We start from the raw sequence: 14,277 nt of genomic DNA on the forward strand, positions 1-14,277 counted from the left end.
GCCCCCCTTTTACTTCATTACCGAGTTACGATAAGTGGTGAGCCTGCCAGAATCTGTTTTGGGAAGGGTTTCGGGACGCGATTCTTTCGGCCCTAAATTTCTAAACGAATTGAAACTACGGGTAAATAAATAACTAGCCCCATACGATACTGCCATTGGCGTGCCCGTAGAAGCTAAATACTGGTTTTGGACGTTACGATTGTACATCCGCAAACGCTGACTTCCGTCGTCGTTGAGCCAGTATTCTAGGGTCCAATCCAGCAACAAACTCGTCGCATCGTATTGGTTTTGCCCGTACGACAAGCGACCGTCGCGGGTGATGCGGAAACGGTCGTTTAAGAAACGATACGAAAAACGTAACTGCAAGTTATTGAGAGCATTAATGGTCGGGTCGTTCAAATTAAAGTTTAAGCCCGACACGCCAAGTTCTAAGTTCTCATTCAACGACGACCCCCATTTATTGATTTGGCTCGTCACCATTTCTCCAATGCTGTTTCCGATACCCGTTGCTGATTGCGCCAAAATGTTGTTTTGATCAGAGAAAAGTTGCCCAAACAACAACATACTACTCACCTGCTGCGACAGCGACTGTTCGTCGCGCTTGAGGCGCTCTTCTAGGGCTGTCACGATGTACGAATAAGCCGCAGGATATTCTTTAAACTTCAAACCATACGTCACTTGGGGCGACAGCATTCGCTCGCTTAGGCCAATGGTTACTTCTACTGGATAACGGCGCGACATGAGCGCATCGTTGTTGGAAGTAGAAGTCGTAGTGGTACTGGCCGACAGTACGGGTGCCAACGAAACGTTGGACAAATAGCTTGCCTTTACGTCGAGAATTGCGCCGTAGGGATCGCCCGTCCAAGAAATTCGGCTTCCTTTCTGGATTTGGAATTTCTTGTTGATGACGTTTTGCAAGGTAAACAAATAGTCTCCGTTTTGAATCTCGTACGACCCAGCCATGTCAAATACGTCGCGGGTATCAATTTTGAGATTAATAAGCCCTCGTCCGTAGGCTTTGATGGCATCACCTCCTTGTCGGTCAAACTGGATTTCACAGTACGCATCGGGCGTCATGTTGAGGCGAAAATCCATTTTGATGTTACTTTCTTGGGCGGGAATAACTTTATCCTCCTTCGCAATTTGCGTGGTGGTATCTTCTACTGGCGACACAAACTGGACAAAATCTTCGGAAGCCACTTCGGCCGCGCCATCGAGCGGAATGTATATTTTTGTTCCTTTATTGCTGGTCAAATCGGCACTAATGTTCAAATTATTAATGGGGCCAAAAATCTCCATGGTACCCGTTGCGTAGGCATTGCCGTAAAAAAGTTCATTGTCCCGAATCGTTGTATTCAGCATTCGGAAGTTGCGCATTTCGGCATCAAAACCTAACGAAAACTTGCTAAATCCATCGTGGTAAACGCCCCCGCGTAAATTGGCCACGTTTCCTTCGGGGTCAGTCAGGCGAAGGTTTTTTACCCGAATATCACTTTCTCCGAAATAGACTTTATCTTCAAACGACAATACCGCTTTCAAATAGTCGAATGTCAAACGTCCTTTTTTCACATCCACCGTTCCATCCAGCACAGGCGACAACGCCGCTCCTTTCACCGACACTTTCCCAACAGCTTTTCCTGTGATGTTCGACACCAACCCCCGCGCAAAAGGTTCAATCAAATTGAGGTTTGTTTCGTTAAATTCGGCCGTTAAGTCCAACTCATCGTCGGTGCGGTCGGGAGTATAAGTGCCCGTAACGGTAAATTCACGCTTCTCGTTTTTGTCCAAATGAATGTCCACGTGCAAGTGCTTATCAACAGGATCCCACTCACCATCACCCATCAAGTTGCCCATCAAGAAATTATTGTAGGTCAGTTTCTTAATCTGAAGCTGGCTGTCAAAAATCAACGTACGATATACATCCCTCATCGTCAGGCTACCGTTGGCCACGCCCCCAAGATTTACATTTAGGACGGGGTTGAGGGTAGCCAGTTCAAAATTATGGGTTTCAAAAGCCAGTTCTTCGGAGGCATTGGTGGACATTTTTCCGTTCAAGGAAATTAGCTGGTCTTTTTTATCTGCTTTTAGGTTCACATTGCTCAAAAGCACTTCTGAACCATTAATGATAATCAGGTTGGTAGCATCCAAGTTCCAGTCTTCCTCCAACAAGCGGAGTTTTGATTTTTTGAACTGCAACGACATATAATCTCCCACAAACCGAAGTTCACCATTGAGCGTAGCGCGGTTAGGCAGTTTTTGTTGGCGTAAGTTGCTCCGAAAAGCTATGTGGTCTTCGTTCCAAGCAGCTTCGATTTGCATGTTTTCGGTAGGCGCAATTCCCACCAATTTTTGCTGGTCAGACCGAATAATCGCCGATGCAAGCACTTGAGGCGTATTGGTAAACTTCGAGGTATTCAAATCCAACTCAGTGTGATAGAACGAGTTATTCCCAATTTTGAGGGTATCCAATTGCCCCGTCATCGAAAACATTGAGGTATTATCTACCGTAAATACCCCCTCCACGCGCGACCCGTTGGAGACGTAGCCTTCTGGAAAAAGAAACGCCAACAGGCGATCCATTTTCTTAAATTTCAAATCATACGCCACACTATAGCGCTCCCCGATTGGCTTCTTGAGTTGTTTGTTTTCATAATATGCGATTTGGGCAGCTTCGTCTCCCAAAAAGTACATTTGGTATTCATCAAACAAACGTGCCAAGTCCACCACCGCTTTGGTAGGTTCAAAGCGTCCATTGGCTTTAAAATTAAAGAACTCCGAGCGAATGTCTAAGTCACGATTTTTCTCTTCTAGGCGAGAGTCAACCAACAAGGTATCAACGACCAAATTGCGGTTTTTAAACGTAGCGTAGTTATTCAGAAACTTCGCTTTGCCCACCATTTCATCCATCGTATTACCCTCCAAGTCCACGTTCAACTCCGTGTGAATCAACAAGGAGTCTTTCATAAACTTGAGCGCGCGCAAATCAGCGCGTTGTACAAAACCTTCGGCGTGGTAGGAGTACCTGTCTTTATTAAAATTAAAAGTTCCGTCCACGTCAGCAATGAGGTTGGTATCGCGGACAATCACCGAGCCTTTAAAAAGCTTATTTTGCAGCGTACCGTTCAGATACACATTTTTATAGACGTAGCCATTGTAGGTAAATTTCGGCATTTTGCCATCAAGACGCAGCCCCGCATTTTTAATATCAAACCCTTTTCCGCTTATTTTTCCGTCCAAATCAAGTTGAGAAAACGCGTCGTCTTCTACCAACTTTCCCAAATCAAAATCTTGGGTTTTCATATCGGCTACGTAGGTAGGAACGGGAGCGGCGAGGTTCATTTCAAGCGCTCGGACGTTGATTTGTCCCAGCGACGTTTTAAAATCCCCACTCATGTTGAAGCGGTCAATTGTGCCTTTGTATTTACCCGAGAAATCCACTACCCCGAATTTTTTCGCCAAATCATTAAACGATTTTTCGGGATAATATTGGTACAAATCAGCCGCATCGACCCGCGTCTCAACCATGTCAAAATCCAACAATGAAGTCGCAAATTCTGTCACACCTTTAAAAGCGATTGTCCCGCGCAGGCGGCTATTTTTACCAAATCGCAAATCGGTATTGGTCAACTTAAAGTCGTTGACTGTTCCCAGAAAATCTCCGTGGACTTTCCAGGTTTCATTGAGCGTAAACAAATAGTCGGCAAACCACCCCAAATCTTCCGACCGCACCCGCGAACTGTCGATGTGGGCTTTCATCAGTACTTTGGCATTAAAGTCGCCAAAAGCCGATGGTTTGTCATAATTGAAAGAAATATAATTTTTGATAATCGAATTGCCAATGGGCGCGTACAAATCTGCCAACTCCAGCTTGGTACGACAGTACATCACGTTGGAATTCAACCCTTTTACCGTCAAATTGGTACGTTTGTCGTAGGTATGTAGCCCCCGAACTTTGAGGGCGATGGTATCCCCCAAAATCATAAAATTCTTGGCTTCTCCGCTGATACCCTTCAAGGTAAAGTGGTTGTAATCGAAGGCTTTACCCGACATTCGTTGCTCACGAGGATCGTCAAAACGGAACGTCCCTTCAATCAAATGCACTTGTTTGATATAAAACGGCACATTTTGGTCTTTTACCCCTGGGGAATTGGGGTTAGCAGTCAGCTCTTCGATGCGGGCAATGAACTCATCCAAATTCAAATCACCCGTTTTGGGGTTTTTCACCAACCATACCGAAGGACGGTAAAGCGTAGCCTCATCGAGCCATGTCCCAAAAGTCTTTTTATCTTTGCTGATCGCCAGCGCCAAAAAGTCGTGGTTGACGTCGAGGCGCTCTACTTGAATCATGGGACGGCCTTTGCGGTCGCGAATCTCAACTTTTTCGAGCGAAACGGCGTTAAACCATTTAATGCTTACCTTTCCGACGGAAGTCGGGTGCTGAAGTTCTTTAGAAAGTTTTTGGGTAACGTAGCCGACGAGCGAGGTTTGTATCAATGGAAATTGAACACATAGGCTTATCATCTCTGCCAACAGCACGACTGTGACAAAGAGGATAAAGAGTGCGTTCAAGATGTGCCAAAGGATACGCTTCATGGGCTGGGTGACTACTCAACAAGTAACGTAAATTTCCAACAAATGTCAACTATTTTAGCCATCGAATCTTCGTGTGATGAAACTTCCGCGGCCGTTATTTCTAACGGCAAAATCTGTTCCAACATTGTAGCGACACAAGTGATTCACCAAAAATACGGTGGGGTTGTCCCCGAATTAGCCTCTCGTGCCCATCAGCAACACATTGTCCCTGTGGTCGAAAAGGCGCTTCTGGATGCAAAAGTAAGCAAAAAAGACCTGAATGCCATCGCTTTTACGCGCGGCCCTGGCCTTTTGGGCGCATTATTAGTAGGTGCATCGTTTGCCAAAGCCTTTGCTTTGGGGCTAAACATACCGCTCATTGAAGTAAATCACATGCAGGCGCACGTATTGGCGCACTTTATTGAAGACCCAACTCCTTCCTTCCCATTTTTGTGCCTGACGGTCAGCGGTGGACATACCCAAATTGTGTTAGTACGCTCGCCACTCGACATGGAAATTATTGGAGAAACCCAAGACGACGCCGTGGGAGAAGCCTTCGACAAAACCGCCAAATTGCTCAATCTGCCCTACCCTGGAGGGCCATTGGTTGACAAACACGCCCAAGAAGGAAATCCGTTGGCCTACAATTTCCCCCTTTCCGAAATGCCTGGGCTCAATTACTCGTTTAGCGGCATCAAAACGTCCATTTTGTACTTTTTACAAGGCAAAACCAAGACGAATTCACAGTTTGTCGAAGAAAACATCGCTGATATATGTGCCAGCGTGCAGCATACGCTCATCAAAATGTTGTTGCAAAAGCTCCGTAAAGCAGCCCGCCAAACGGGCATTTCTGACATTGCCATTGCGGGGGGCGTCTCGGCCAATTCAGGATTACGAAAATCGCTTTTGGAACTCGGCGAAAAAGAACGTTGGAATGTTTTTATCCCGCGTTTTGAGTACTGCACCGACAATGCCGCCATGATTGCCATGGCCTCGCATTTCAAATTTGAGCAGGCCGACTTCTGCGCCCAAACCGTGAGTCCCTTGCCTCGCATGGCGTTTTAGCAGCCGTTTGATAAAAACTTTTCAAAATTTTAAATCATTGACTAGCAATAGACTAGCATTTTAACCACGAAATCACTAGCTTTATAATTCTTTTTAAGAAACCCTTAACGTTTTGAGAGCAGAAGATGATGAAGCGAGTGATTTTTGTGCTTGTACTTTTCTTGTCTATTGTGGCTGATGGCTGGGCTGTCCATATTTTTGGCGGGGACTTTCGGATGATAGCGCAGCCTACGCAGGGCAATTATATCCTCACCCTTACGCTTTATGCAGACGCCAATACGCTCAATCCTGTTGTGGGAGGGCCAAACTCTAACAATGACGCAAGCGCTATCGTTTATGTTTTCCGTAAACGAGACCATGCCCCAATAACTTCGTTTGAATTGACCCAACAAGTCAGTCAAAACAAACCTATCATCTACCAAAACGAAGCCTGTGCGGGTACCCAAAGGCTTCGAACTATCGCTCAAATTTATAGCCGCACCCTCAACCTAAATGCTGCCCTTTACAACGACCCAGGTGGTTATTACATCATTTGGGAGCGCTGTTGCCGCACGGCAGGGGTAGATAATTTGAACGAAACTGGGCGCAATGTCGGCATGGTTTTTACCTTAGAGTTTCCTGCGCTTACCCAAAACGGTCGTTTTTTTCGCAACTCTTCTCCCAATTTTAGTATTCCCAACGGCGAATACATCTGCATCAACAAACCATTTAGAATGAACATGAGTGCTACTGATGCCGATGGCGATGAATTGCGGTACTCACTGGTTACTCCCCTAAATGGTTATACTTCTGAAGTAGCTGCCTTTGGTTTGGGCGAATCGCATAGCTCTTATCCAGAAGTCAAATGGGCAGCGGGCTATGGACTTTCCAACGTTATTCCAGGAAACCCTACCCTAGTGATTCACCCTAGTACAGGGTTTCTTACCGTAAAAGCCTCCCAACTAGGCTTATATGCTTTTGCCATTCTGGTAGAAGAATACCGAAATGGCGTCAAAATAGGCTCAACCCGTCGAGAATTTCAGTTAAAAGTCATTGACTGTAGCGGGGCTCCACCTCCAGTACCAACCGTATTCAATAGCACCAACACAGCGCTGCCAGCCTCGGTGGTGGAGCTTTGCGAGGGTACAAATTCGACCCTGCAATTTACGTCACAACCCAACGTTTCGTACCAATGGCAAAAAGATGGCATCAACATACCCAATGAAAAGAATACGAGCATTAGCATCAGTCAAGCGGGTGAATATCAAGTAACTGCGAGCTATACGCGCCAATGCGCCGTTGATACAATCTCGCAGCTGGTCAAGGTAGTATTAGCCAAAGGCCCTAGCATCCGTTTTACCCCCGCTGATACCGTCAGAATTTGCAACGGAGATACTGCCTTAGTACAGACCACCCAAGGGAATGGTTTTGTATATGAGTGGCGCAAAGACGGCGCAGTGCTTCCGACCGAAACCCGTCACAATTTGCGCACTACCCAGCTCGGCACCTATATCGTCGCCGTTCGTGGCACGACCAATGCCTGTATTAGCCGCGACACCGCCTTTGTCGTACAGCGTCCTTCGCCTTCAAAACCAGAAATTTCATTGCCCAAAAACCTATTATGTAACCGTGATTCTATTCGACTACAAATAGCACTCCCCCCCGATTTATCTGTCGAATGGCGTTTCAATGGTCAGGTCTTACCCCAGCGCTCCAACGAATTGTACGCCACGCTCGCAGGAACCTATCAGGTGCGAATTTTTAATGGTAGCTGTTCTGCACTATCGGATGCCAAAGCCATTACCCAAGTTTTGGCAGACACTATCCGCTTCGATTCTCTCTTGGCAGTTTGTTATGACCCTGCACTTCGGGTAGCGCTTCAGGCCAGTCCATCAGGAGGTATTTTTGAAGGGAGCGGGGTGGAGACAAACAACCTAAACGTTCAAAAAGCAGGCCCTGGCCTTCATTCGGTTCAGTATAAGGTGAGCTTTGGCAACGATTGTATCTTGTCAAAAACCCGCGTTTTGGAAATCAAACCTGTTCCCGTTTTAAAAGCGCCCAACAGCGTTACTCAATTAAAAGATGCTTCAGTGAATGTGCAAGTCCAAAGTGCAACCCCCAACGGTGAAATCTACCAATGGACACCTCCAACGGGTGTTGAAGACCCCACCGCACTACAAACCAATATCTCCACTCCTACTACCGAGACCTATACTTTTACTGCCACCGCCGCCAACGGATGTAGCTCGCAGATTAGCATCAAAGTCGTCGTGGTAGAATTGATGTTCATTCCCGACGCCTTCAGTCCCAACGGAGACGGCATCAATGATACTTGGGAAATAAAAAATTTGGAACAATTCCCCGATGCCGAGATTTTTGTATATAACCGCTGGGGCGAGCTCATTCACCACCAGTCGAAAGAACGGCCTTTGCCTTGGGGTGGTTTTTATGAAAATAGCCCCGCCCCCATTGGCGAATACACCTACGTCATTTTACCCAATACGGAGTCAGACAATGTGGCGCGGCGGGGCAAGGTTTTACTGCTTCGATAAGCTCAATTCTGCACAATCTTCACATATTTTATCAATAAAAAGGGGTAATAATGCCCCTTTTTTTGCTTTAGAATAAGATGACTTTGGGCTCGTAGCTGCTCTTTTTTTGTATTCCAACAGAATGGGTAAATAACTGATTATAAGTAAAAAAACGCAGGATGCAGCACAATTACAGTCAAAAATAACACAAATGAGCAGGTAGGTGTAGGATAGTCTTTCACACTCTTTTTAGAAATATTTGAATATTAATTTGTCCGTTGCTTAGTTCCCAAATCGTTTTTGTGGCTAAACACCAGGCTTATTCCTAAAACATAAAATCGTTATCTACATGCTTAACAAAATGAGTGCTAAATTTCTACAAGCAGGATTTCTTTCCGCTATGATAGTACTGAGTGGTTGCAAAGTTTCTAACACCAGCTCAGGTTCGTCTGAAAAAGGCTTTAAACAGATTTTTAACGGTAAAAACCTCGACGGTTGGGACGGCGACCCTACCTACTGGCGCGCCGAAAACGGTGTGCTTATCGGCGAAATTACTCCTAGTACATTGCTCAAAGCCAACAACTTCCTTATCTGGAAAGGAGGCGAACCTGCTGATTTTGAACTAAAAGGCGAATTTAACATTGCCAAAGCGGGTAACTCAGGCATCAATTATCGCAGCGAACGCCTCACAGACGTACCTTTTGCATTGAAAGGCTATCAAGCCGATATTGACGGCCAAATCAATTACACAGGTCAAAACTACGAGGAACGTAAACGCACTACCCTCGCCTACCGTGGTCAAATCACAACGATTAGCCCTCAGTCTTCTCCGATGACCCCTGAGCAAGTGCGTGGCAAAGTAAAACGCAATGCCTGGACCGACCTCCAAGTGACTGGCTCATTGGGAACTTCAGATGAGTTAAAAACAAAAATCAAGTCAGAAGATTGGAATGAATTTCATTTGGTTATCAAAGGCAATCGTTTACAACATTATATCAACGGCGTGTTGATGAGTGATGTCACTGATAATGACCAAGTAAACGGAAAATTAAAAGGGTTTTTGGGCGTACAAGTACACGTTGGCCCTCCCATGAAAGTACAATACCGCAACCTCCGTTTGAAGCAATTGTAAGTATTTGTGCAAAAATAGACTTTCCAAGTTTATAACTCCTCTGATTATCAATAGTATAAGCCTGAAACTTGGAAAGTCTATTTTTGCATCATCACTTAAGTGCTAATGCACAATTATTTGTTAACCGTACTGCTCGAAAAGAATATGAACAAAATTGGCTTTAATGTATTGGCATGGTCGGCGGGAATGTCTGACGAATTATTTCCCATCATCGAACGCCTTAAAGAAATTGGCTACGACGGCGTAGAATACTTTATAGGAGCCCCCGACGAAGATGCTTACAAACGCGTAGGAAATCGCTCGCGTGAATTAGGATTGGGAGTTACGGCCGTAACAGTGGTTAGCCCCGACACCAACCCCGTAAGCGAATCGGCGACCGTGCGTGCCCAAGCCCTCGACCAACTCAAGTGGGTGATTGACCGCGCGCACGACTTAAACGCCGAGGTACTTTGCGGCCCTTTTCACTCGGCTCACGCGCATTTTGTGTCTCGCCCAGCATCAGCCGATGAATTTGCTCGCGCCGCCGAAGTACTACATGCCGCTGGCGAATACGCCGCGCAAGCCAACTTGATTTTAGCACCCGAGGCCCTCAATCGTTTTGAGTGCTACCTCTGCAATACGATGGAGCACCTCGCCAACTTGGTACAACTCACCAATCACCCCAACGTACGGGCGATGTTTGACACGCACCATGCCAATATTGAGGAGAAAAAATACGAATCGGCCATCCGCACGATTGCTCCTTACTTGAGCCACGTCCACATTAGCGAAAACGACCGTGGCACGCCTGGCGATGGCCATATTCCATGGGACAATGCGTTTGCGGGATTGGCGGCAGTTGGGTACAAAGGTTGGTTGACGATTGAAGCCTTTTCTCGCAACGACCCCGACTTTGCCAATGCGATTGGGGTTTGGCGCGAATACAACGACCCTTGGCACATCGCCGAAAATGGTCTGACGTTTATTCGAGAAATGTCTATCAAGCATAATTTGTAATTAAAAAACGATGCCCTGAAACGCTATTCACTATGAAAAAAAGCGGTCTTTTGATAGTTTGGTGCAGCTTGCTTTTCGGCGCATTTGGGTTTACCTTCGATAAGCCCACTCGCTCGGCCAAAGGCCCGCATCCAATGTCGGCCTACCAAATTGTTTATAAGGGAGAAAAAGGCCCAGGGCGGGGCAAAAACATTGTTTTTATTACCACCGACCACGAATACCGCAGCGAAGAGTCGTTGCCTGCCTTGGCCCGTATTTTGGCCAAACGCTACGGGTTCACTTGCACAGTTATTTTTGGACTTGACGACAACGGACACATCCTTCCAGGAAGTTCTAATCTCAAAGGATTAGCCGCGTTGGACAAAGCTGATTTGATGGTTCTGTTTACGCGTTTTTCTAATTTCGACGACGAAGAAATGCAGCACTTCGACGCTTATATTCGTCGCGGAGGCCCAATTGTTGCTTTCCGTACGGCTACCCATGCTTTTAATAACAAAGGCAATGCCAAATGGGAGCATTATTCTTGGAATTACAAAGGGGAAAAAAGTGCTTGGAAAGACGGCTTTGGAGAGTTGGTTTTGGGCGAAACTTGGGTGTCTCACTATGGTACCAACCACAAACAATCGTCAAAACTTATTTTGGAAGATTCCCAAAAACAACATCCTATTTTACGGGGCGTCAAAGAGGTTTGGGTACAGTCGGGTGGATACACGGCTTACCCCAACGAAGGCACCACGACGCTCGCCCGTGGTCAAGTTCTTAACGGCATGACGCCCTCTTCTCAGCCTGACCCGACCAAAGAACTTTTGCCCGTCGCTTGGGTAAAAAACTATTCGGTGGAATCTGGGCCAAAGGGGCGTGCTTTTACCACCACCCACGGGGCGTCTGAGGACTTATTGAATGAAGGCTTCCGCCGCATGGCAATCAACGCCGCCCTTTGGGCAATGGGAATGGAGAAAAAAATCAAAGCCAACAACCCCATTGAATTTGTCGGCCCTTACCAGCCAACGCCTTTCAATTTTGACGGCTACAAAACAAAAGTAAAACCCGCCGATTTGGCCGATTGGAATTCGCTAATCATGCCAGGTGAAATATTCAAGAAAAAATAACCCATCATTTTATGTCAGCATCACTTCCTTTTCGTTTCGGTTCCGAGGTTTATACTTGGTTCATGAGCGGAAACGGCACCACCCACCAAGGGCGTTTGGGCCACATGATTGAAATTATTTCCCAAGCAGGTTTTACGGGAATCCAACCCATTTTTACGTGGATGGGTGACTTGGTAAACCCCGACTTGTTGGAAGCCAAATTAAAGGAACAAGGCATCGAACTAGCCGCCGTGGCTTTGGCCTTGGAGTGGAATGGCAACGGCGAAAGTGACGACGAGCGCCGCATCGCCGACAACGCCATCGCTTTGTTACAGCGTTTTCCTGGGGCAGTATTGAATACCGTACAAATCCCGACGGGTCGCCACGACTTGGCAGCGCGTCAGAAAAGCCTTGTCAACATTGTGAATACCGTTTCGGCCCGCGCCAATGCCCTTGGTGTACCGTGCAGTTTTCACCCCAACTCACCACATTCGTCCATCATTCGTACCGAGGAAGATTATAAAATCGTGTTGGAATCGTTGGATGCAACCGTGACGGGCTGGACTCCCGACGTTGGCCACATCATCAACGGCGACATGGACCCACTCACAAAAATGAAAGAATACGCCTCGCTCATCAACCACGTTCATTACAAAGATTGGGACGGAAATCCTGAATTTGCGCTAATGGGACGCGGTAAAGTGGATTTGTTGGGTGTTACGCAGTGGTTGAAAGACATCAATTATTCGGGTTGGATTATCTGCGAAGACGAAGGCGTAGAAGCCCTCGACGACCCCGATTTTGTAACCCTCCACGATGGGCGTTGGATTTTAAATGATTTAATTCCTAATCTGAAATAACCTTAAATCAATTAAACCACATAGAACACACTAGCATTAACACATAGGATACATAGTCCTAGGTTTTCTATGTGAAAAAACTATGTGAGCTATGTGGTAAAAAAGCAAAGTCTAGTAATCAATCCTCAATAGTATGCCTTTTGTCCAAACCAACGGTATCAATTTTTATTACGAAGAGCGGGGCGCGACCAACGCCGAGCCGTTGCTCCTCATCATGGGAATCACGGCCGCAGGCGGTGTGTGGGAACCTCACGCCTCGTACTGGGCAAACGATTTTCGGTGCATCATTGGTGACAACCGTGGCGTAGGTAAAACCGACAAGCCACAAGGCTCCTATTCTACCGCCCAAATGGCCGATGATTATGCGGGGCTGCTCGACGCGCTAGGTTTAGACAATGTCCACGTTGTTGGCTGTTCGATGGGAAGTACGATTGCCCAACAACTCGCCGTTCGCCACCCCAAAAAGGTACGTTCGCTGGTACTCATGTGTCCTTGGGCGCGCTGCGACAACGCGGCCAAAGCCATTTTTACCCACATGATGCACTGCAAAGCACGTTTTCGTCCTGAGGAATTTAGCTTGTACATTCAGCAATTGATTTATTCAAAATCGTCGTGGGACAACGAGCAAATTGCGACTGAACTGGAAGCGGGGCGTGCCCAAGCTGGCCTCGACCCTTTTCCACAGCCTTTGCACGGTCTGGAAGGACAAGCAGCAGCGTGCATTTCGCACAATGCCTTGGCCGATTTGCCCAACGTCACTCAGCCGACCCTTGTAATTGGAGGCCGCGAAGATATTTTCACCCCCGTTTGGATGGCGGAAGAAGTGACCAATGCCATTCCTAACGCCGAGTTGTTTTTGTACGAAAAAGCGGGACACATTTTCCATTTTGAGCACTTGGACGACTTTAATCCACGCGTGAAGAATTGGTTAATTCAGCATAGTTAATATTATGAATACAAACGAAACAAACACGCAACCTTGGACCGATAAACTGTCACACGCGGCGCAGTGGGGAGGCATTGAAACCTCCGTACTGGACAACGGCGCAGGACGTGGTACGCGCATTGCGTGGATCAATACGGGAACGGGTTTGCGGTACAAAGTGGTGCTTGATCGCGCCATGGACATTGCCGAGGCTTTTTACAATCAGCACGGTTTGGCTTGGTTGAGTCACGCAGGCGTTACGCCCCCTCAGCCTTTTTCGGACGGAGGTATTGATTGGCTTCGGACGTTTGGCGGCGGTTTAGTGACCACTTGCGGGTTGAGCCACGTTGGCGGCCCTGAGTCGGACGAATATGGTCAGCGCGGTTTGCACGGCGAGATTAGCAATATCCCCGCCGAAATCGAATCCATCATTCAACCCGACCCTGCGGCTGGAAAACTAGACATGAGTATTACGGGCATCATCAGGCAATCCCGCGTTTTTGGCCCTGTCTTAGAACTTCGTCGGACGATTTCGGGAATCCTCGGCCAGCCGACCATCAAAATCCACGACGAAATCATCAACCGCGCCAATACCCCTGCCCCACACATGTTACTTTACCACTGCAACTTTGGTTGGCCGCTGGTGGACGAAGGATCACGCTTGGTGTGGCAAGGAAAATGGCAGTCGCGCGATGGAAATCCTCAAAATCCGATTTTTAACGCCGACAACGATTTTCGCCGTTGTCCTGCCCCGCTCGAAGCCCACAGTGGCTTTGGCGAAGAAGCCGCCTTTATTGACATAGAGGCCGATGCCAACGGACAAGCAAGTTGCGGAGTTTATAATGAGGCACTTGGGTTTGCCGTTACCGTTCGTTTTCCCAAAGCCCAACTGCCTTGGCTCACCAACTGGCAGCACTGGGGCAAAGGTGAATACGTAACGGGACTGGAGCCTGGCACCCACCCGCCGATTGGTCAGTCGGCAGCGCGGGCTCAGAACACCCTCATCGAATTGGCCCCAGGCGAAAAACGGAGCTACACGCTCGAAATCGAAATTTTGACCGATAAAGAGTCCATTAGCGCTTTTGTCGGGTAATAAGAAACACACACAACTTTCATTAATTAACTCTTA

The 14,277-nt window shown here is 47.2% G+C and carries 9 protein-coding genes; 8 read left to right on the forward strand and 1 reads right to left on the reverse strand.

Annotation, left to right across the window (positions count from 1 at the left end):
• Nucleotides 1–9: 9 nt before the first annotated feature.
• Nucleotides 10–4,593 carry a translocation/assembly module TamB domain-containing protein gene (locus K339_RS0105020; RefSeq protein WP_028522639.1) on the reverse strand — a complete coding sequence of 1,528 codons (4,584 nt, stop codon included), beginning with the start codon at nucleotides 4,591–4,593 and terminating at the stop codon, nucleotides 10–12.
• Between the two features lie 42 nt (nucleotides 4,594–4,635).
• Between K339_RS0105020 and tsaD the strand changes: the two genes are divergently transcribed.
• The 8 genes from tsaD to K339_RS0105060 all read left to right on the forward strand — a co-directional run bounded on the left by tsaD (nucleotide 4,636) and on the right by K339_RS0105060 (nucleotide 14,241).
• Nucleotides 4,636–5,637: a tRNA (adenosine(37)-N6)-threonylcarbamoyltransferase complex transferase subunit TsaD gene (gene tsaD / locus K339_RS0105025; protein WP_028522640.1), complete on the forward strand. Its 1,002-nt coding sequence runs from the start codon at nucleotides 4,636–4,638 to the stop codon at nucleotides 5,635–5,637.
• 125 nt (nucleotides 5,638–5,762) lie between these two features.
• The gene (locus K339_RS0105030) at nucleotides 5,763–8,168 is read left to right on the forward strand and encodes a T9SS type B sorting domain-containing protein (RefSeq protein WP_084332113.1); all 2,406 of its coding nucleotides are present in this window, start codon (nucleotides 5,763–5,765) and stop codon (nucleotides 8,166–8,168) included.
• A 379-nt stretch (nucleotides 8,169–8,547) separates the two neighbouring features.
• Nucleotides 8,548–9,279 carry a 3-keto-disaccharide hydrolase gene (locus tag K339_RS0105035; RefSeq protein WP_229598695.1) on the forward strand — a complete coding sequence of 244 codons (732 nt, stop codon included), beginning with the start codon at nucleotides 8,548–8,550 and terminating at the stop codon, nucleotides 9,277–9,279.
• Nucleotides 9,280–9,423: 144 nt separating this feature from the next.
• Entirely contained in the window at nucleotides 9,424–10,275 is an 852-nt protein-coding gene (locus K339_RS0105040) for a sugar phosphate isomerase/epimerase family protein (RefSeq protein WP_028522643.1), read from the forward strand.
• A gap of 32 nt (nucleotides 10,276–10,307) precedes the next feature.
• Nucleotides 10,308–11,384 carry a ThuA domain-containing protein gene (locus K339_RS0105045; protein ID WP_028522644.1) on the forward strand — a complete coding sequence of 359 codons (1,077 nt, stop codon included), beginning with the start codon at nucleotides 10,308–10,310 and terminating at the stop codon, nucleotides 11,382–11,384.
• Nucleotides 11,385–11,395: 11 nt separating this feature from the next.
• Entirely contained in the window at nucleotides 11,396–12,223 is an 828-nt protein-coding gene (locus K339_RS0105050) for a sugar phosphate isomerase/epimerase family protein (RefSeq protein WP_028522645.1), read from the forward strand.
• Between the two features lie 133 nt (nucleotides 12,224–12,356).
• On the forward strand, nucleotides 12,357–13,169 hold the full coding sequence (locus K339_RS0105055; protein WP_028522646.1) for an alpha/beta fold hydrolase: 813 nt from the start codon (nucleotides 12,357–12,359) through the stop codon (nucleotides 13,167–13,169).
• 4 nt (nucleotides 13,170–13,173) lie between these two features.
• Nucleotides 13,174–14,241, forward strand: coding sequence for an aldose 1-epimerase family protein (locus K339_RS0105060; RefSeq protein ID WP_028522647.1), 1,068 nt, complete (start codon nucleotides 13,174–13,176; stop codon nucleotides 14,239–14,241).
• Nucleotides 14,242–14,277 lie beyond the last annotated feature (36 nt).

The sequence above is a fragment of the Runella limosa DSM 17973 genome (assembly GCF_000482465.1).
Classification (GTDB): Bacteria; Bacteroidota; Bacteroidia; order Cytophagales; family Spirosomataceae; genus Runella; species Runella limosa.

Bases quoted from the DNA above. Each gene is read 5' to 3' on its own strand.
- K339_RS0105060 (WP_028522647.1), top strand. From the start codon at position 13,174: ATGAATACAAACGAAACAAACACGCAACCTTGGACCGATAAACTGTCA.
- K339_RS0105055 (WP_028522646.1), top strand. From the start codon at position 12,357: ATGCCTTTTGTCCAAACCAACGGTATCAATTTTTATTACGAAGAGCGG.
- K339_RS0105040 (WP_028522643.1), top strand. From the start codon at position 9,424: ATGAACAAAATTGGCTTTAATGTATTGGCATGGTCGGCGGGAATGTCT.
- tsaD (WP_028522640.1), top strand. From the start codon at position 4,636: ATGTCAACTATTTTAGCCATCGAATCTTCGTGTGATGAAACTTCCGCG.
- K339_RS0105020 (WP_028522639.1), bottom strand. From the start codon at position 4,593: ATGAAGCGTATCCTTTGGCACATCTTGAACGCACTCTTTATCCTCTTT.
- K339_RS0105050 (WP_028522645.1), top strand. From the start codon at position 11,396: ATGTCAGCATCACTTCCTTTTCGTTTCGGTTCCGAGGTTTATACTTGG.
- K339_RS0105045 (WP_028522644.1), top strand. From the start codon at position 10,308: ATGAAAAAAAGCGGTCTTTTGATAGTTTGGTGCAGCTTGCTTTTCGGC.
- K339_RS0105030 (WP_084332113.1), top strand. From the start codon at position 5,763: ATGATGAAGCGAGTGATTTTTGTGCTTGTACTTTTCTTGTCTATTGTG.
- K339_RS0105035 (WP_229598695.1), top strand. From the start codon at position 8,548: ATGATAGTACTGAGTGGTTGCAAAGTTTCTAACACCAGCTCAGGTTCG.